This window comes from Fulvimarina fulva (genome assembly GCF_039652615.1).
GTDB lineage: Bacteria > Pseudomonadota > Alphaproteobacteria > Rhizobiales > Rhizobiaceae > Fulvimarina.
Genome location: NZ_JBDJAC010000011.1, coordinates 26,983 through 44,673, shown reverse-complemented (window position 1 = coordinate 44,673; position 17,691 = coordinate 26,983). Strand labels below are relative to the sequence as shown.

General features: G+C 62.1%; 23 protein-coding genes and 1 tRNA gene. 5 read left to right on the top strand and 19 right to left on the bottom strand.

Annotation, left to right across the window (positions count from 1 at the left end; genetic code table 11):
• Positions 1–225: 225 nt before the first annotated feature.
• From ABDX79_RS14930 to ABDX79_RS14910, 5 genes are all read right to left on the bottom strand, one after another.
• Entirely contained in the window at positions 226–696 is a 471-nt protein-coding gene (locus ABDX79_RS14930) for an NfeD family protein (protein WP_346221101.1), read from the bottom strand.
• A gap of 4 nt (positions 697–700) precedes the next feature.
• Positions 701–1,759 (bottom strand): SPFH domain-containing protein, encoded by a 1,059-nt coding sequence (locus ABDX79_RS14925; protein ID WP_346221100.1) that lies wholly within the window; start codon positions 1,757–1,759, stop codon positions 701–703.
• A 114-nt stretch (positions 1,760–1,873) separates the two neighbouring features.
• A complete protein-coding gene (locus tag ABDX79_RS14920) occupies positions 1,874–2,257 on the bottom strand; it encodes a diacylglycerol kinase (protein ID WP_346221099.1) in 384 nt (127 codons plus the stop codon).
• Between the two features lie 343 nt (positions 2,258–2,600).
• Positions 2,601–3,680: a phenylalanine--tRNA ligase subunit alpha gene (gene pheS, locus ABDX79_RS14915; RefSeq protein ID WP_346221098.1), complete on the bottom strand. Its 1,080-nt coding sequence runs from the start codon at positions 3,678–3,680 to the stop codon at positions 2,601–2,603.
• A 141-nt stretch (positions 3,681–3,821) separates the two neighbouring features.
• Positions 3,822–4,214 (bottom strand): YkvA family protein, encoded by a 393-nt coding sequence (locus ABDX79_RS14910; protein ID WP_346221097.1) that lies wholly within the window; start codon positions 4,212–4,214, stop codon positions 3,822–3,824.
• A gap of 114 nt (positions 4,215–4,328) precedes the next feature.
• On the opposite strand from ABDX79_RS14910, the gene ABDX79_RS14905 reads away from it, so the two are divergent.
• Entirely contained in the window at positions 4,329–4,718 is a 390-nt protein-coding gene (locus ABDX79_RS14905) for a GFA family protein (RefSeq protein WP_346221096.1), read from the top strand.
• 103 nt (positions 4,719–4,821) lie between these two features.
• On the opposite strand, the gene rplT is transcribed toward ABDX79_RS14905, so the two are convergent.
• From rplT to ABDX79_RS14885, 4 genes are all read right to left on the bottom strand, one after another.
• Complete coding sequence (gene rplT, locus ABDX79_RS14900) at positions 4,822–5,244, bottom strand: 50S ribosomal protein L20 (protein ID WP_346221095.1); 423 nt, start codon at positions 5,242–5,244, stop codon at positions 4,822–4,824.
• A gap of 46 nt (positions 5,245–5,290) precedes the next feature.
• Positions 5,291–5,491 carry a 50S ribosomal protein L35 gene (gene rpmI, locus ABDX79_RS14895; protein ID WP_007068519.1) on the bottom strand — a complete coding sequence of 67 codons (201 nt, stop codon included), beginning with the start codon at positions 5,489–5,491 and terminating at the stop codon, positions 5,291–5,293.
• Positions 5,492–5,690: 199 nt separating this feature from the next.
• On the bottom strand, positions 5,691–6,152 hold the full coding sequence (locus ABDX79_RS14890; RefSeq protein ID WP_346221094.1) for a DUF192 domain-containing protein: 462 nt from the start codon (positions 6,150–6,152) through the stop codon (positions 5,691–5,693).
• A 328-nt stretch (positions 6,153–6,480) separates the two neighbouring features.
• Positions 6,481–7,056, bottom strand: a complete 576-nt coding sequence (locus tag ABDX79_RS14885) for a cold-shock protein (RefSeq protein WP_346221093.1) — start codon at positions 7,054–7,056, stop codon at positions 6,481–6,483.
• 395 nt (positions 7,057–7,451) lie between these two features.
• On the opposite strand from ABDX79_RS14885, the gene ABDX79_RS14880 reads away from it, so the two are divergent.
• The 4 genes from ABDX79_RS14880 to ABDX79_RS14865 all read left to right on the top strand — a co-directional run bounded on the left by ABDX79_RS14880 (position 7,452) and on the right by ABDX79_RS14865 (position 10,511).
• Positions 7,452–8,255 (top strand): hypothetical protein, encoded by an 804-nt coding sequence (locus ABDX79_RS14880; RefSeq protein WP_346221092.1) that lies wholly within the window; start codon positions 7,452–7,454, stop codon positions 8,253–8,255.
• Between the two features lie 216 nt (positions 8,256–8,471).
• A complete protein-coding gene (locus ABDX79_RS14875) occupies positions 8,472–8,912 on the top strand; it encodes a VOC family protein (protein ID WP_346221091.1) in 441 nt (146 codons plus the stop codon).
• Between the two features lie 503 nt (positions 8,913–9,415).
• Positions 9,416–10,321, top strand: a complete 906-nt coding sequence (locus ABDX79_RS14870; protein ID WP_346221090.1) for a YcbK family protein — start codon at positions 9,416–9,418, stop codon at positions 10,319–10,321.
• A 114-nt stretch (positions 10,322–10,435) separates the two neighbouring features.
• A tRNA-Glu gene (locus tag ABDX79_RS14865) sits at positions 10,436–10,511 on the top strand.
• Between the two features lie 762 nt (positions 10,512–11,273).
• Here ABDX79_RS14865 and flgH read toward each other — a convergent pair.
• The 10 genes from flgH to ABDX79_RS14815 all read right to left on the bottom strand — a co-directional run bounded on the left by flgH (position 11,274) and on the right by ABDX79_RS14815 (position 17,604).
• Complete coding sequence (flgH, locus tag ABDX79_RS14860; protein WP_346221089.1) at positions 11,274–11,981, bottom strand: flagellar basal body L-ring protein FlgH; 708 nt, start codon at positions 11,979–11,981, stop codon at positions 11,274–11,276.
• The gene (locus ABDX79_RS14855) at positions 11,978–12,592 is read right to left on the bottom strand and encodes a MotE family protein (protein WP_346221088.1); all 615 of its coding nucleotides are present in this window, start codon (positions 12,590–12,592) and stop codon (positions 11,978–11,980) included. Before ABDX79_RS14855 ends, flgH begins: the two co-directional genes overlap by 4 nt.
• Positions 12,589–13,788: a flagellar basal body P-ring protein FlgI gene (gene flgI / locus ABDX79_RS14850; RefSeq protein ID WP_346221087.1), complete on the bottom strand. Its 1,200-nt coding sequence runs from the start codon at positions 13,786–13,788 to the stop codon at positions 12,589–12,591. Before flgI ends, ABDX79_RS14855 begins: the two co-directional genes overlap by 4 nt.
• Entirely contained in the window at positions 13,785–14,231 is a 447-nt protein-coding gene (gene flgA / locus ABDX79_RS14845) for a flagellar basal body P-ring formation chaperone FlgA (protein WP_346221086.1), read from the bottom strand. Before flgA ends, flgI begins: the two co-directional genes overlap by 4 nt.
• Before the next feature lie 16 nt (positions 14,232–14,247).
• Complete coding sequence (flgG, locus tag ABDX79_RS14840; protein ID WP_346221085.1) at positions 14,248–15,030, bottom strand: flagellar basal-body rod protein FlgG; 783 nt, start codon at positions 15,028–15,030, stop codon at positions 14,248–14,250.
• A gap of 121 nt (positions 15,031–15,151) precedes the next feature.
• On the bottom strand, positions 15,152–15,478 hold the full coding sequence (locus ABDX79_RS14835) for a flagellar hook-basal body complex protein FliE (RefSeq protein ID WP_346221084.1): 327 nt from the start codon (positions 15,476–15,478) through the stop codon (positions 15,152–15,154).
• Positions 15,479–15,483: 5 nt separating this feature from the next.
• Positions 15,484–15,900 (bottom strand): flagellar basal body rod protein FlgC, encoded by a 417-nt coding sequence (flgC, locus tag ABDX79_RS14830; RefSeq protein ID WP_346221083.1) that lies wholly within the window; start codon positions 15,898–15,900, stop codon positions 15,484–15,486.
• 5 nt (positions 15,901–15,905) lie between these two features.
• Positions 15,906–16,292 (bottom strand): flagellar basal body rod protein FlgB, encoded by a 387-nt coding sequence (gene flgB, locus ABDX79_RS14825; RefSeq protein WP_463671181.1) that lies wholly within the window; start codon positions 16,290–16,292, stop codon positions 15,906–15,908.
• A gap of 101 nt (positions 16,293–16,393) precedes the next feature.
• Positions 16,394–16,999, bottom strand: coding sequence for a glutathione S-transferase N-terminal domain-containing protein (locus tag ABDX79_RS14820; RefSeq protein WP_346221081.1), 606 nt, complete (start codon positions 16,997–16,999; stop codon positions 16,394–16,396).
• Positions 17,000–17,166: 167 nt separating this feature from the next.
• Positions 17,167–17,604, bottom strand: a complete 438-nt coding sequence (locus ABDX79_RS14815) for a hypothetical protein (RefSeq protein ID WP_346221080.1) — start codon at positions 17,602–17,604, stop codon at positions 17,167–17,169.
• Between the last annotated feature and the right edge of the window lie 87 nt (positions 17,605–17,691).

Sequence of the window (17,691 nt, the reverse complement as noted above, 5' to 3'; positions counted from 1 at the left end):
CATTCTGTCATACGAAATTCGTTGGATCGCTTCGCGATAACGGATTTGCAAACGTGTCTGCGCCGCTTGGGGCTTCGATAGGGTTCTCGGCTTAACCAGCCGGACACGGCATTATACGAGATCCGTCCGGTCGTTGTTCCCGATCATAGATTTCAAAACCGCTCACTGCGCCGCTCGATATGCCGATGCTTTCTGTGAAAGGGCGCTTTCATGCGTCCGCCGGTATCAGTCAGCGCCGGGCGGTCTTGCGACTTCGACCGGGTCCACCTGCAGAATGCTCGACGAGGCATCGCGAACGCGAACGCGCGTGCCTTGCGGCAGGTCAGGTCCCTCGACCGTCCACCAGCTGTCGCCGATCTTGGCGCGGCCGCGCCCCGAGGTGATCGCCTCGGAGAGGATCGTCTCGCGCCCGATCAGACGCCGCGCCGGGTTCTCGGGCACATCGCCTCCCTTGCCCCGGCTCGATCGATACCAACGCCCGCCGAGATAGATCGCCGCCGCGCTGACCGTCGCGAACGCGATCAGCTGCTGACTGATCCCGAAAACGCTTTCGGGCAGAAGAAACGCATTGGTGCCGACGACGAGGGCCGCAAGGCCGAAGAACAGGAAGTAGACACCGGGGGAGGCGAGCTCCAGCGCCAGAAGCACGAAGCCCGCAATCCACCACCAATGTTCCGGCTCGAAGGATTCGAGCATCGGTTCAGCCTCCGTTGCCGTCCCAGTTCGAGCGGGTGGTGAATTCCGGCGGGCCGGCCTGTGGCCCGCTCGGACGGCTTGTCCGGTTAGGACGCGTTCTCGCCGGCTCGGGCGCCGAAGTCTGTGCCGCTGGAAGATCGCCGAAGCTTGCCCGCGCCAGTTCCGATATGCCGGCAATCGAGCCCATCAGCGACGAAGCCTCCAGCGGCATGAGGACGACCCGCTGGTTCGGCGCGGAGGCGATCTGCGCGAGCGCTTCGGTATACTTCTGCGCGACGAAATAGTTGATGGCCTGGACGTCCCCGGCTGCGATCGCCTCGGACACCATCCGGGTCGCCGCAGCTTCGGCCTCGGCCTGTCGCTCGCGCGCCTCGGCATCACGGAAAGCCGCATCGCGCTGGCCCTCGGCCTTCAGGATGGCCGACTGCTTGGCGCCCTCCGCCCTCAGGATCGCGGCGCTCTTTTCACCCTCCGCCTCGAGGATCTCGGCGCGCTTCTCGCGCTCTGCCATCATCTGGCGCGCCATGGCATCGACGAGGTTCTTCGGCGGATTGATGTCCTTGATCTCGATCCGCGTGATCTTGATGCCCCAGCTGTGAGAGGCATCGTCCACCACCCGCAATATGCGCTCGGAGATCGAGTCGCGGTTCGACAGGAGGTCGTCGAGATCCATCGAACCCATGACCGAGCGCAGATTCGTCATGACGAGATTGAGGATCGCATATTCGAGGCCGGACACCTCGTAGGCCGCGGCCCTTGCGTCGAGGATCTGATAGAAGGCGACCCCGTCGGCCGCAACGGATGCGTTGTCGCGTGTGATCACCTCCTGGGTGGGCACGTCGAGCACCTGTTCCATCATGTTCATCTTGTGCCCGACACGCTCGATGAAAGGGACGAGAAGGCTGAGGCCCGGCGTCAGCGTCCGCGTGTAACGGCCGAAATTCTCGATGGTCCAGTTATAGCCCTGAGGCACGATCTTGATCACCGACGACAGGACGAAGACCGCGATGATGACGAGGACGACGATCGCGATGAGGCCGGGAGATACGCCGAGAAGATCCATGTGATGTTTTCCGATGATGCGCGGCCCTTCTGGGCCGGCTTTCGCGGAGTATCGTTCGGACAGGACGGTGACGCAAGCAAGTGCGGTGACCCACCCCCCGGAGCACCTTGCCGATCAGTTGACGAAAACCGCGAAAGCGACGAGCGCGTTGGCGATCAAGAGGCAGGCCACCGCGAAGGAGCCGAGATCCTTGCCGTGTTTCGCTGTCGTGCTGAACTCCGGCGAGACGTGATCGAGAAGCTCTTCGAGGGCTGTGTTGAGCGCCTCCACCGCGAACAGCAGCAGTGCTGCAACGCCCTGAGCGAGAAACAGCCAGAGCGGCGATCCGAAGACGAGATGCCAGATCATGACTGCGGCGAAGGCGGCAAGTTCCTGCCTGAACGCTGCTTCGCGCGTGAGCCGCAAAAACCCGGCGAAGGAGTAGCGCGCCGAATGCAGGAGATGGCGAAGGCCCGTTTCCTTCGGCGGAACATCGCGATCGTCGGGCGCTTCGCTCAAAGGGCAGCCTCCTGGTCAGGGGTCGAAAACGGTCTTGCTGCGGCCATATCCTGGTTCCGCGCTGCATCTTTGGAACGGCGGTTCACGCGTTTCACCCGGCGCTTCGAAGGCACCGAATTGTCCGATGACATAAGGTGAAAGTCGCTCCGGAACGTTGCATGACGTCCCGGCTCGCATCATGCGCAAGAACAAAAATTGACAGTGAGATGTCGATCAGGGCCTGTCGCATCTCGCTCAAAACGGCGAGCCCGTTCATCATCGTGCCGACGGACTTCGAAAGCAGTGCTTTCAAGGGGTCCATCGGCATCAGGCTGTCGCAGAAAGGGTCAGAACCTTTAAGCGATTACTGGCTCAAGCCGCCGAACAGGGTCGGGACATCGAGCGGGCGGAAGCCGTAATGCTCGATCCAGCGCACGTCGGAATCGAAGAAGGCCCGCAGATCCGGCATGCCGTATTTCAGCATGGCGATGCGGTCGATACCCATGCCCCAGGCAAAGCCCTGATAGACGTCCGGATCGAGCCCGCCGGCGCGCAAGACGTTCGGATGGACCATGCCGCAGCCGAGGATCTCCATCCAGTCGTCGCCTTCGCCGAACCGCACCTCGCCGGGTTTGGAGCGGTCGCACTGGATGTCGACCTCCATGGACGGCTCGGTGAACGGGAAGAAGGACGGCCGGAAGCGCATCTTCAGGTCGTCCACCTCGAAGAAAGCCTTGCAGAACTCCCGCAGAACCCATTTCAGGTTCGCGATATTGGCCGACTTGTCGACGACAAGACCCTCCAGCTGATGGAACATCGGCGAATGGGTGGCATCGGAATCCTGCCGGTAGGTCTTGCCCGGAATGACGATTCGGATCGGCGGCTTCTGGTTCTCCATCGTCCGGATCTGCACCGGCGAGGTATGGGTGCGCAGCACCTTGCGTTCGCCATTTTCGTCCGGCTGGAGGAAGAAGGTGTCGTGCATCTCGCGCGCCGGGTGGCCTTCGGGGAAGTTCAGCGCCGTGAAGTTGTAGTAGTCGGTCTCGATGTCCGGCCCCTCGGCGATCGAGAAACCCATATCGGCGCAGATCGCCGTGATCTCGTCGATCACCTGGCTGATCGGATGGATGCGCCCGCGGGCAGCCGGAGAAGGGCGGACGGGGAGCGTCACATCGACCCGCTCGGAAGCGAGTCGGCGCGCGATCGCCACATCCGCAAGCGCCTCGCGCCGCGCGGTGATCGCGCCCTGCACCCGGTCGCGCAAACCGTTGAGGCGCGGGCCTTCGCTCTTTCGCTCCTCGGGGCTCATCTTCCCGAGACTCTTCATCATCTCGGAGATGCGACCCTTCTTGCCCAGCTCGGCAATCCGGATCGTCTCGAGGGCAGTTTCATCCTCCGCAGCCTCGATCGCTGCGATAAGATCGGTTTCGAGGGTGTCGCTCACGCGGCCAACTCCTGTGAGAATATGGTGCCGGATGGTCCCGGCCGGTCCTTGCGCCTCGTTAGCGCAAGGTGCCGCGGGATGGAAGCGGCAGGCGTGTGCGGTGGCATCATCGCCCGCGCAGCGCAGCCCCGTGGTCGAAGATCATCTGTCGGTGAGCCGTGACCAGAACAGCCACCCGATCAGGACCGAGATAGCAATCCAGATCAGAACGACCGTCACCAGCCCGCCTCGGCTCGTGGGTCTGTCCTTGCGACGAAGGGCTTTGTCCCGAAATTCGGCCAAAAGCGGTGCGGGGATGAGGCGAACCGCAAGCATGACCCCGAGCGGGACGATCAGGAGGTCATCGAGCAAGCCGAGAATGGGGACAAAATCAGGAACAAGATCGATGGGCGAGAAGGCATAGGCCGCGACGGCGCCCGCGACGAGCTTGGCAGCCAGGGGCGTTCGCGGATCGCGCGCGGCGATCCACAGTGCGAAGACGTCGCGTTTTATCGCTCCCGCCCATGTTCTCGCAGCCTGCAGCCATGTGTCCATTCCGGAGAGACTTGCGGCAAAACCCTTCGTGGGCAATGCCGATCATGCCTGAAGACATGGGGCTCGCGTCATCTGTTCCCCGGAAACGCAAGAGCACGCGAGGAGGCACATGACATGGATCGATTGACCGGCGGCTGCCTCTGCGGATCGGTTCGCTTCACGGCAGTGGGAGAGCCTTATCGCGTCGGTGTCTGCCACTGCATGGATTGCCGCAAGCATCACGGCGCCCTGTTCCATGCCTCCGCGATCTTCCCCGCGACGACCGTGACCATTGACGGCGAGCCGGCAAGCCATGAGGGGCGGTTCTTCTGCCCGCGTTGCGGCTCGTCCGTCTTCTCCCGGACAGGGGACGAGATCGAAATCAATCTCGGCTCACTCGATACACCAAACCAGCTCAAGCCGACCTACGAGCTCTGGACCGTGCGCCGCGAAAGCTGGCTTCCGGATTTTCCCGGAACGAGACGCTACGAACGGGACCGGGACGGGAGCGACCGGACCGGATAGAAGAGAGTCATCCGGCCAGACTAGTTTAGCCTTCGCGGCATATAAAAAGCCCGCAGCGTAAGCCACGGGCTTTTTGCAATTCAATTATTGAAGGCCGAGCTTCTTAAGCTGCGGCCTTCTCGCCGACGGCGCGCTCGTAGGCGTTCGGGAACTGGCCCTCGCCCTTGAGGTATTCGAGAGCCGCCTTCGACTGTTCGCAGAGCGCAGCAAATGCTTCCGGCTCGTGGATCGCGATGTCCGAGAGAACCTTGCGGTCGACCTCGATGCCGGCCTTGTTCAGGCCGTCGATGAAGCGGCCGTAGGTCAGGCCATGCTCGCGAACCGCAGCGTTGATGCGCTGGATCCAGAGTGCGCGGAAGTTCCGCTTCTTGGCGCGGCGGTCGCGCGTCGCATACTGCTTCGAGCGGTCGACAGCGGCCTTTGCGGCGCGGATCGTGTTCTTGCGGCGGCCGTAGAAGCCTTTTGCCTGCTTCAGAACTTTCTTGTGCTTGGCATGGGACGTGACGCCCCGTTTTACGCGTGCCATGATCTAATATCCTTCGAATTCGTTCGTGATGCCGAAAAGTCCGCGCTTAGCGGTCGTAGGGCATGTACAGCTTGACGATGCGCTCGTCGGGCTTCGAGAGAAGCTTGGAGCCGCGCGCATCGCGAATGAAGTCGTTGGAACGCTTGATCATGCCATGGCGCTTGCCGGCATGACCGGCCTTGACGCGGCCAGTCGCAGTCATCGAGAAACGCTTCTTTGCGCTCGATTTGGTCTTCATCTTGGGCATTTTGCTCTCCTTGGCTTAAGGTTCGCTTCGCGCCAAAGGAGACCGTCGGTCTGGTCTTCCAATGAAGGAAAACCGCCCGCGATCCCGTCAAAAGCGCCGCGAAAGCATCGAGAGCCGCCACGGCATGCCCTGCCGGACGGCTCGATCAACGCATGCCTGATAACGCCAGACATGGGTTATTGCAAGGGGATCGGCAGCCCTATTGCGACGGCGGAATGGAATCGTGTTCGACCGTGTCGCCCGGCTCCACGCCAAGGCGCCTGGCTGCGCCGCCATTGAGTTCCAGGACGTAGCGCACAGGCCCACCGGAGGGAATGACGTCCAGGGAAAGGGGTTTGGTGTTGCGCGCAATGGAGAGGATCGTGCCGTCTTCCTCGATGAACAACATGTCGAGGGGGATGAGCGTATTCTTCATCCACATCGAGACGTTCCGGGTGGTGTCGAACTCGAACAGCATTCCGGCGTCGTCGGCCATCTCCTCGCGAAACATCAGGCCGGTGCGCCGTTCCTCTTCGGTATCGGCGATTTCGGCGTCGATGACATGGGTCGCTTTATCCGTGACGAGCCGCACTTCGTCGGCCGTCGCGTGTCCGGAGCCGAGAAACACGGCGCCGGCGACAAGCACCGCTGCGACGGCGATGATCCGGGCTGGCATGCGCATGACGTCGGTCTTCCTTTCTCGGCACATAATACCGCCGGACAGGTGAATTGACCCATGGCCAATTCTCGTCCAGCGCACGGCTCAAGCGCCGCTCTGGCTGCCGCCGGACCTTAAAAGCGGTGCTTTCAAAGGTCCATCGGTATAACCGGCCAGCGCTCAGGGAGCAGAACCAGCCGGTGACAGAACAAAGGACATGACAGGCTCGACGAGCGACATCAAGATGGCACGCCCCCAAGGCGCAACCCGGCACTCACCTGGCACGGCGGCGCCCCAGCATTCTTCCAGGCCGAAAGACATGGAAACGCTGCGCTTTCAAATGTTCGCGATATCAGTGCGAAGCGGGGCTGGCGTCGACGGGATGAACTTCGGCCGCCATCTTGCCCTTGCGGCCGATGCCGTAGCGCACCCTCACCTCCTGCCCGAGGCGAAGCTCCATCATGCCAAAGCGCCGAAGCGTTTCCATGTGGATGAAAATATCCTCGTCGGTCTCGCCGGTCGTCAGGAAGCCGTAACCCTTGGTTCGGTTGAACCACTTCACGGTCGCCGTCACGAGATCGCTCGACGGGATAACCTGATTGTGGGTGCGGGCCGGCGGCATCTGGGAGGGATGGGCGCTGGTGGAGGTATCCATGGAGAGAATGCGGAAGGCGCTCAGACCACGTTCGCCCCGCTGCACCTCGCACACCACGCGGGCACCTTCGAGCGCCGTCGTGAACCCGTCTCGCCGAAGGCAGGTCACATGGATGAGGACATCCTCGCTCTCGTCGTCCGGAACGATGAAGCCAAAGCCCTTCGCGACGTCGAACCATTTGATGTGACCAGACACGACAGAGACGCCGACATTCGCCGTCGCCTCGATCTCCTCGTCGAAACTCTTCAGACCAATTGACGTCCGCTCCGTCATTCGGATGATCCGCCTCTACGCAACCGAATTGGTTCGAGTTTAGCATTAATTGGACGTAAAGGCGCAAGGGGGCGATGCCTGCCGAATGCAAAACGACCCCAAGTTTACGCAAGGTTCGATGCAGACCGTCGGCAAGGCGTGACCGGAGTGCCGCATGTTGCGAAGCTGGACGCGATCTTCGCGATCAATCGATCCTCGGACAAGCGCCATGAATGCTCCGCCCGCTTTACGGTCGAAGCGCTGTCGCGAAGTGTGTCCAGGCCGGAAAGACCGACGGGACTGGTTAGCCGCCTCCGGAAAATGACGCGGATTTGTTTTGCCGGCTTGGGGAACCGATCCCGACAAGTCCCGGTTGGTGAGGCGGGCACGACGAATTTCCCTTGGGAGGAAAATTGATGACACGTCTGCAAGTTCTTGCGTCCGCGATGGCACTGTCCGCTGCAACGCTTACCGCGAACGGTGCGATCGCCGCATGCTCGGACGAACTCGCGCAGTTGAAGGAGCAGGTCGGCTCGATGGCCAATACAGGCTCGGCCTCGATGAACACCGATATGAGCGGGTCCACTTCAGACTCAGGCAGCATGTCGTCGGGCTCGTCCGACATGTCGGCTTCGAGCTCCTCGTCGTCTACGCCGAACGATGCGAGCGGCTCGACCATGGAGGAAGAGGGATCCGGCACGACCTCTGCCGACGCAGCCCCCGCCGACACCGATCAGGAAGCTGTCTCGAACGACGATCCGACCTTCACGGCTGCGGGCGACGTTTCCGGCCAGAACAACAAGGACAATTCGACCGGCGCGCTTTCGGGCGTCGCACCGACGGCTGCTCTGACGGATGAGGCGACAGGTAACGACGACGCATCCCAGCAGGCCGCTGCCGAAGAGGCAACGCAGAAGGAAGAGGGTTCTTCGAGCAGCTCCGACATGGCGTCCTCGGACAACTCGTCCTCATCTTCGGACTCGTCGATGAGTTCCGGTTCCAGTTCCTCGGACACGGCTTCTTCGGATAGCTCCTCTTCCGACAGCGCCTCGACCATGAGTTCGGACTCCGGTTCGTCTTCGATGGAAGAAGGCTCCAGCATGGCCGGCGACCAGCAGATGGTGACCGCTCATCTCGCCGCTGCCCAGATGGCGCTCGACGAGGGCAATGAAGAAGCCTGCATGGCCGCCGTCGAACAGGCCCGCGAGTCGATGATGTAATTTTCTGAACCTGCCCCTCTGGGCAGGCAGGGTTTCATGACCAAGCTTAAGGGGTCCGAAAGGGCCCCTTTCGTTTTGGGTCTAAAGCCATCGGAGCGAAAAGCGGGAACCGGTTTTCGGAAAATCCGATGCAAAACCAGCATATCAGAGCATGCGATCCAGGTACGGAAACAAGTCGTACGCTCTCAACGAAATCCTAAAAACGGAGAATGCGTCATGCGTTATCTGCACACAATGGTCCGCGTCAGCGATCTCGATCAGTCGCTCGACTTTTACTGCAACAAGCTGGGGCTCGTCGAAACCAACCGGAAGGAAAGCGAAGAGGGCCGCTTTACGCTCGTTTTCCTCGCCGCGCCCGACGACCTGCCTCAGGCCAAGGAGACCAAGGCTCCGTTGATGGAGCTGACCTATAACTGGGATCCCGAAACCTATACGGGCGGGCGTAATTTCGGCCATCTCGCCTTCGTCGTCGACGATATTTACGACCTCTGCCAGAAGCTGATGGACTCAGGAATCACCATCAACAGGCCGCCGCGCGACGGGCATATGGCCTTCGTCAAATCGCCGGACGGCATCTCCTTCGAGCTTTTGCAGAAGGGCGACGCGCTGCAGCCCAAGGAGCCATGGGCCTCGATGCAGAACACCGGTTCCTGGTGATCCCTGCGATGGGGGATGAGGGCGAGTCCACAAACCCGCCTCATTCTCCAATCATGTAGATTTCGTAATCATCAGCGGACGCGGGGCCGAATTTTATACGGCTCCGTTTGACTCTTTGTCGGGACTCGCGTTCACTCCAAGCGGGTCCGGCACTGGATTTCGACCGACGATCCGCATTGCGGACTGTATTTGAGTGGATCAGCTTTGCCTCTCGGGAAGGTTGTTCCGAACGCGGCGGCAGGGGTGCCCCCGCGCAATCGGTCCGGACCGGTCATGGGGATGACCGGGCGGATACGAACATGGAAAGCGGCGTGGGAACGGGCTGCTTTGCTGGAGAGGGAATAGACCGAGTGACGACCGAAGACGCATGCCGTCCTCAATCCGCCCCTTTGCAAGGCGGTGATACGGGATCGGTCCCGCCGAGCCGCGCGAAGCAACGCCTCCTGAGGAAAACAGCGTTCCTCGGAACCGCTCTGGTCCTGTCTCCGCTTTTCGCGGGCTGCATGTCCGGTATCAGCGACGTCACCTCCTTCGGCCTGACCCCGCCAGCGAATGTCGCCGATAACAGCGCGCCGGTCGATGTGAACGACGCCCCCGAAGTGGACGTCTCGTCGCTCGAGGAAGACGCGCCCAAGCCTGAAATTTCCGAAGAAACGGCCCGCCAGGTCGCTGATGCGACACCGGCACGTACGGAGACACGAGGCGGCGCCCTCGTGCCGCTATCGACCGGCGGCGAGACAGTTGCAGCCTATGCCGGCGGCCGCGTGGGCGAAGGCGGTTCATCGGGCGGCGCGGCATCGGGCGGCGGTGGTTCGCTCTTCCAGTCGCTTTTCGCCCGCAAGCAAGCCCGCACGCCGGTTCCCAACGCCGAGCGCGGCAAGGGGCGCCGGGTCGTTCTCAACAGGGAGGGCGCGCCGACCGGAGCCGACGAATCGCTTCCGGGCGTCGATCGGAACTCGATCTTCGAGATCGGTCAGCGGGCATCCGCCGACGAAGACGCCATCGAGGATGCGGAATATCAGGTGGCCTCCCTTGGCAGCGGGTTTGCCCGGCTGAGCCCGAACGGTTTGCGTGTGCAGCGAGAGAGCGTGCGGACGGACTGCTTCCCGCGTCAGCTGGTCGGCATGATTCGCGCGATCGAACAGCGCTTCGGCCAGCGTGTCGTCGTGACCTCCGGCTATCGAAGCCCCGAGCACAATCGGCGGGTCCGAGGTGCCACGCGCTCGCAGCACATGGCCTGCAAGGCCGCCGACATCATCATTCCAAACACCAACAGCAAGGCTGTGGCTGCCTTCGTGAAGAGCCTTCCGGGGCGCGGCGGGGTGGGCACCTATTGCCACACCCAGGCGATCCACATCGATACCGGACCCAAGCGCGAGTGGAACTGGCGCTGCCGCCGTCGCGGCTGAAGAGCTCTCAATCCGTCGTGTGACCAGCCTGTCCACGCGCCGCAAAAAATCTTTTCGATTTTTCAAAATCAACGCTTGCAAGATCGGCTCACACCTCGTAGACACCACCGCGTTGCGCCCATCGTCTAGCGGTCTAGGACGCTGCCCTTTCACGGCGGAAACACGGGTTCGAGTCCCGTTGGGCGTACCAACATCCCACATCATTCGCGACATTCAATCATGCGCCTCTCGCGCAGGACGAATGTCGTGCGCGTGCCGCGCAGATGCGGGGATGACGGTTGTCAAAGGCGGTCGTATCGCCGGACGAATGACATCCATGTCGGCTAGAGCACCGGCGGCGCGGGGGCGCTGCCGAGATCAGTTATCGCTACGCCGTCATAGGGATTTGGTCTGATACCAGCGGACATTTGTAGCCATCGGTTTCATGGGACCTCTGGCAGCCCGAGCGGCGTTCGAGACATTCGTCGGACGGAGAATTGCCCCATGAGATCACTCCACGCCTGATCGACTGCTCAAAGGCCGCTTTGGCTTTGCAAGCGGCTGCCGGAATAATGTCCGCAGGCCCCATCGGCCGCCCCGCCCCGCCATGATCTTGCCTCGGCGAATCGCGGCTCCCGCCTGCCACCTCCCCTCCCCAGTCATCGTCTTCAGCGTCCTCGACATCCGTACGATCGCTCCACGAGAACGGCACCGAAGGCGCGGCGGCACTTCCCGAGCGTTGATGCGAGAGCCCGGCTGAAGACCGGCAGCATCCATCGGTCGGCACGCCCAAACGAAAAGGCCCCGGTCGGCATCTGCCGATCGGGGCCTCATCGAATGGATCGCCTTTTCGCGCGTTCTGCGCCGTATCACGCGAGTTCCGCTTGATCGCTTCACGATAACGGATTTGAAATCGCTTATGCGCCGCCGGGGGCTTCGATGCCGTCCCCGGCTCAAGCAGCCGGATACGGTATCAGTAGGGCGCGGCCATGTCGTAGACCTGCTGTCCCCAGCCCGGCTGCTGCACCTCGGTGATCCGCCCACGGCCGCCATAGGAGATGCGGGCTTCGGCGATCTTGTCGTAATCGATCGTGTTGTTCGGCAGGATATCGCGCGGGCGGATGATGCCGGCGATCGAGAGAACGCGCACCTCGAAGTTGACGCGCACTTCCTGCTGGCCGGAAATGAACAGATTGCCGTTCGGCAGTTCCTGCGTCACCACCGCCGCGACGGAGAGATCGATATCCTCGGAGCGCTTCACGCGGCCGCTGCCCTTGGCGTCAGACCCGCCGTCGAGGCCGAGCGTCGCGCCCACAGTCGGAAGGGTCCAGTTGCCGAAGCTGCCGGACACATCGGCACCGCCGGAAACCCCCGACTCGCGGTTGCGCTCGGACATATTGGCGAGCGAGGCCTTGTCGGCGATCTTGATCTTCACCGTCACGATGTCACCCATCGAGAGGGCACGGGGATCCTGATAGAAATCGGCGCGGGAATCGGTCCAGAGCGAATTCTTGGCACCCGTCACACCCTTTGGAAACGACGCTGGCGTGACGAGGTTCGGATACTGGTAGATGCCGGAGCCGACCGGCGAGAGCACCGGCTCACGAAAAGCGTCATCCTTGTTCGTCGAGCAACCGGCGAGAAGCGCGAGCGCGACAGGCGCGGCGTATTTGAAGGTCACGATGCGTTCTCCGCGACGGCCTGTTTATCGGTTTCGTCCGCGACATCGCTCGATGTCTTCTCGACGATCAGCCTGGCGATTTCGGCGGCCGTCTTAGGCTCCATCTCGGACAGGACATCGCTCGCGTGGCGGGGCTTGAGCCGCACGAGGATCATCGCGGCGTTTTCCTTGCCGAGCTTGGAAAGCTGAGGCGCCGCCATGTCCGGCGCCATCTTCGAATAGATATCGACGACGATGGTGGAGGCGTTCTCAAGGAAGGCTTTGCGCTCCTTGATCCACTCCTGATATTCCGCACGCCGGGTTTCAAGCTCGTCGATCTTGGCGGTGATCTCGCCCTCGATATCCTTCAGCTGCTTGGCCTGCAGCGCATGGCGCGCGTCCTGGGCCTTGTCGGCGATGTTGAGGCAGTAGCGTTCCACCTCCGACATGGGCTTTTCTTCTGCCGGGTGTTCCTCGCCATCAGATTCATCGATGATGCGCACCTTGTCGACCGGGTTGACCGGCGGCGCGATGCCGCCTCCCCCGCCGCCGGCCGCGAAGGCCGCCTGAACGGATGCCGTCATGCACAGAGCGAGAAGAAGCGAGGAGCACAGATTCGGTCGGGCTGTCATTGCACCACCAGTTCAGCTTGGAGAGCACCTGCGGTCTTGATGCCCTGCAGGATCGCGATGATCCCGGAGGGTTTCAGACCGATGCGATTGAGGCCGCGCACCACCGTTTCCAGATCGGTGCCGCCCACGAAGGCGAAGCTTCCGCCGGTCTGACCCGCATCGACGATCGTCTCGGAGGTCACGACGGTCTCGCCATCGGACAGCGGCGCGGGCTGGGAGACCGATGGAAGCTCGGACACCCGCACGGTGAGATTGCCGTGGGTCAGCGCGACCGTGGAAATCTGAACGTTCTGGCCGATGACGATCGTGCCGGTCCGCTCGTCGATCACGACCTTGGCGACCTGATCCGGATCGACGCGAAGATCGCCGATTTCCGCCAGGAAGCGCACCGCCGAAACATCGGCCGGACGCTCGAGATGCAGCGTGCGGAAGTCCTCTTCCCTTGCGACCGGACGGCCCCAGCGATTGCGCGCATAGGCGTTGATCAGGTCGACCGTGCGCACCATCGTCTTGAAGTCGGGATTGTTGAGCTCCATCGCGAGCTGGCCGTCGTCGTAGAACTGGCCCGGAACTTCGCGCTCGACAAAGGCCCCGTTCGGCACGCGGCCGGCCGTCGGCACGCCCTGCGTCACGGTCTCGCTCGCGCCCTCGGCCGTGAAGCCGGTCACTGCGACTGGGCCCTGAGCCACCGCGTAGATCTCGCCATCGGCGCCGTAGAGCGGCGTCATGACGAGGGTACCACCCATGAGCGAGGACGCATCGCCGAGCGAAGCGACGTTGACGTCGATGCGCGAGCCGGTGCCGATGAAGGCGGGAAGCTCGGCCGTCACCGTCACGGCGGCGACGTTCTTGCCGCCCGATTTGTCGGAGCGGATGTTGACGCCCATCCGGTCGAGCATGGATTGGAGCGACTGCTCGGTATAGGGCGAATTGCGCAAGGAATCGCCCGTTCCCGCAAGACCGATCACGAGACCGTAACCGACGAGCTGGTTGCCGCGAACGCCGCGCACATTGGTGATGTCCTTGATGCGCACGGTGCCGGCGGCCGAAGCGGGATCGCCGGTCACGTAGCCGGTCGCGGCCGGAATATAGCCGGTCGCTGCGTTGCCGGCGTAGTCGGCGGCCTGCGCAACCGGCGCGAACGCCATCGCGAGGCTCGCAAAGGCTGTCAGAACTGAGCGGACCACTGGCATCATCCTTCGACGGCGATCGTTCCGTTGGGCGCGATCCGGCCTGAAATGGTGATGCCGCTATCGCTGTTCCTGACGCGTATCGTCTGGCCTTTCTGACCGGATTCGAGCGCCATGCCGAGACCGGTGATGACAAGACCCGCCTCTTCGTAGACCAGCGTCACATTGGTGCCGGCCTTGATCGCATCCGGCGTGACCAGATCGGCCCGGCGGATCGCTTTGCCGGGCAGGAGCGTGCGACGGGCGACATAGCCGTGAAGATCCTCCGCGGAGGTCACGAACAGCCCCACCTTGTCGTCCTTGACGATGAAGGTGCGCGTCGAAATTCCGGAGGCGACGATATCCTCGCCCGCATAGACCACGGCACCGGGGACGGGCATTTCGAGCTCCGCGGCGATCGAAGCGGTCGCTGACGAAAGGCCGAGACCGAGAGCGAGCACGCTCTTCATGAGACGCCCGGCCATCTTAGCGAATACCCTTGGAGACGACACTCGCCATCTCGTCGGCGGCGCTGATGATCTTGGAATTCATCTCATAGGCGCGCTGAGCCGAGATCAGCTCGGAGATTTCCTTCACCGGATCGACGTTGGAATCTTCGAGATAGCCCTGATTCACGACACCAAAGCCGGGATCGCCGGGCACGCCGACGACCGGGGCACCGGAGGCGACCGTCTCGGAGAAGAGATTGCCGCCCTCTGCATGAAGGCCCGCATTGTTGGCGAAGGTCGCAAGCGTCAGCTGGCCGACATCCTGCAATTCGCCTTCGACCCGGGCATAGACCTGCCCCGCTTCGTTGACGACGATCTCGGAAGTGTTGTTCGGAACGGTCAGTTCCGGATCGACGAGATAACCGTCGAGCGTGACGATCTGGCCGTTGGCATTGGTGTTGAAGGCACCGTCGCGGGTATAGCGGATCGCACCGCCCGGCCCCTGGATCTGGAACCAGCCTTCGCCATTGAGCGCGAGGTCGAGCTTGTTGCCCGTCTCTTTCAGCGATCCCTGCAGATGGACGTTGCGGATTGCCGCAAGGCGGACACCGAGACCAAGCTGCGCTCCTTCGGGAACAACGCCCTCCGCACCGGCTGCCGCAACGCCCTTGGCGCGCTCGACCTGATAGAGGAGATCGGTGAACTCCGCCCGGGCCCGCTTGAAGCCTGTGGTGTTCACATTGGCGATGTTGTTGGCGATAACCTCGACATTGGTTTCCTGGGCATTCATGCCCGTGGCCGCGATCGCAAGTGCGCGCATGGCGATACTCCTTTTCCTGGGAACCGGACGCCCGGCGTCCTTCGTCGTGGCGGTGTCCGCTGTGGCTCTATCCTCTCAAACCGGAATAGAGCGGGACTGACCGTCCGGGGACCGAGGGCCCCTAGATCTGCATCCGGGTCAGTTCCATGTAAGCTGCGACTGCCTTGTCGCGAACGGCGACAGCGGTCTGAAGCGTGCGCTCGGCGCTCATCACGGCGTCGACGACGGCCTGGGTGGAGGCCTTGCCCTGAACGCCCTGAATGGAGGTCGCTTCCGCAGTCTTCACCGTATCGACCGCGTCGACCATGACGCGCGACAGGACTTCGGAAAACTCGTTGAACGTGGTCTGCTGGGACCCGGAGACCTTCGCCATGCCTTCGGAGGCGGACGGTGCCTTGGTCTGCGCAACGGACGGATCGAAGAAAGAGGATCCAATCGCTGGGATCATGATAATCAGCTCCTCAGGAGGTCTATGGTCATGTTGATGATTTCGCGCGCCTGCTTGATCACCTGGATATTGGCTTCGTAGGACCGGTTGGCCTCACGCATGTCCATCATCTCGGTGAGCATGTTGACGTTCGGGCGCTTCACGTAGCCGTCTTGATCGGCTGCCGGATTGCCGGGATCGTAGGTTGATTCGAACTCGGCCTTGTCCGTGCCGATATCCGAGACCTTGACCAGATTGGCGCCCGTTACCTGATCGAGCATCGATGCGAAGGTGACGGTCTTTCTGGCGTATGGATCTGCGCCGGGCGTCTTGCCCGTCGTCTCGGAGTTGGCGACGTTCTCGGAGACGACCCGCAGGCGCGTCGACTGGGCCTGCATGCCCGAGGCCGCGATCTTGAGCGAGGAAATGAGAGGATCGGCCATGAGGCTCAGCCCTTGATTGATGTCATGAACAGGCGATGGAAGCTTTTGACGATCGAGGTGTTCAGCGAATAGTCACGACTGACCTCGCCTGCCTTGAGCATCTCCTGCTCGATCGTGACCGAGTTTCCGGAATGCTTGACGCCCCAGGTCCTGGCTGTGGTCGCCTCGGCTTCGACGCCGCCGTCGCTGCCGCCCAAACCGGCAAGGTGCATTTGGTTCGAGGCTCTCTGGGTGAGCGCCGTGTTTTGAAGAACCTCTTCGAACGGCGTGATATCCTTGGCGGTGTAGCCAGGCGTATTCGCATTGGCGACGTTCTCGGCCACCAGCGCCTGCCGGTGTGCGAGCCAATCAGCCTGTTTCGACGTCAAGGATAAAAGATAGACCTGATCCAACACGGCCTCCCATTAACGGGATTTCAAGTTGTCTCGGGTTTAGGCCGAAGCGCTTGTCCGAACCTGATCGTGTGAATGAATTGTTAAGGGTTTTCGGAGGGTCAGCCGGGAATCGTCGTTTCGATCGACTTACGATCTTTAACATCCGAGACGAATTCATCGATCTTCGGCGTCGCCGGCACCCAGTCGGCACCGGGAAAACGCAGGGCCAGATAGCCCTGGGCGGTGACGACGCTGATCTCGGCAAGTCCAACCGTGCTCGTCGAAAGCTTTCCGGTCATGCCCTCCAGGCGTTTCAAGCCGTTGACCATCGAACGCCGGCGACGCAAACCCATCTCGGTGCCGTCGAAGGCCGGATCGCCAAATTCACCGGACACGATCTTGCGCCCGTTGAGCGTGTAGACGGCCGCGTCGAACACCCCGAAGGCAAGCCCGGTGATCTCGTAATCCCACGGCGTCATGGTTTTGAGATGCGATCCCTCCGGCGCGATGTCGGCGGCATAGCTCGCAATGATCAGCGCCTCGGTCAGGATCGTGCCATCGTCGAGCTCAAGCGTCGGAATTCGCTGGGCGGGATTGCGATCCACCAGCCGGGCCGGGCTTTCCCACTGGTTGACGAGATCGATCTCAACCTGGGCACCGGCCTCGATGAGCATCCCATGGGCGACACGTGCGAAGGGTGACGTGTTGTTCTTGAAGAGCTTCATGCCGTCCGTCCGTACCGTCCTTAGCGGAAGGGACAGATAGGGCTGCTTTCGCGAAGACAAAGCCAACGCCTGCTTCGGCGTTGCTCGACCCGAAGAAGGCGCAGGCTTCAAAGCCCGAAGCTGTCAGGGCGAAAGGCGGAAAATCGCGATCGGCACGGCCTCGAAGATCAGGCTTCCGCCCTCTTTTGCGAAAGCCGCGCATCGCTCAGGACCCGCTCGAACCGTTCCGTATCGGAGGCCTCGCCGCCCGAAGGCCCTGCAAGGTCGATATAGGTGATGTCGACCGCTGCGGTGGCCGCGCTGAGCTCCAGCCGGAAATGGGCGGTCACCCCGTCATGCTGGAATTCGAGGGCCAGCGCCACGATCGGCTTGGTGCCCCAGGAGATGTTCACATCGCCGGAATTGGCGAACCGCACGACGCCCGGTTTCAGGGTCAATTCGGCGCTGGAGGCGACGATATCTGCGATATTGGCGTATTTCTCGAAGCGGAGATACGCGACATAATCGGCGACGTCGACGAGCCGCAATTCGGCGACGAATTCGCGAATGGCATCGGCGAGCAGCTTCTCGCGGGTAAGGGAAGCGCGCTTCTTCACATCAAGCATTAAGGTGGCAATCTCCCTTGAAACGGGCGGCGCCATGCCCAACCGCTGGCTTTCGGTCCGCTCGTATCGGATCGGAGATGAATGCCG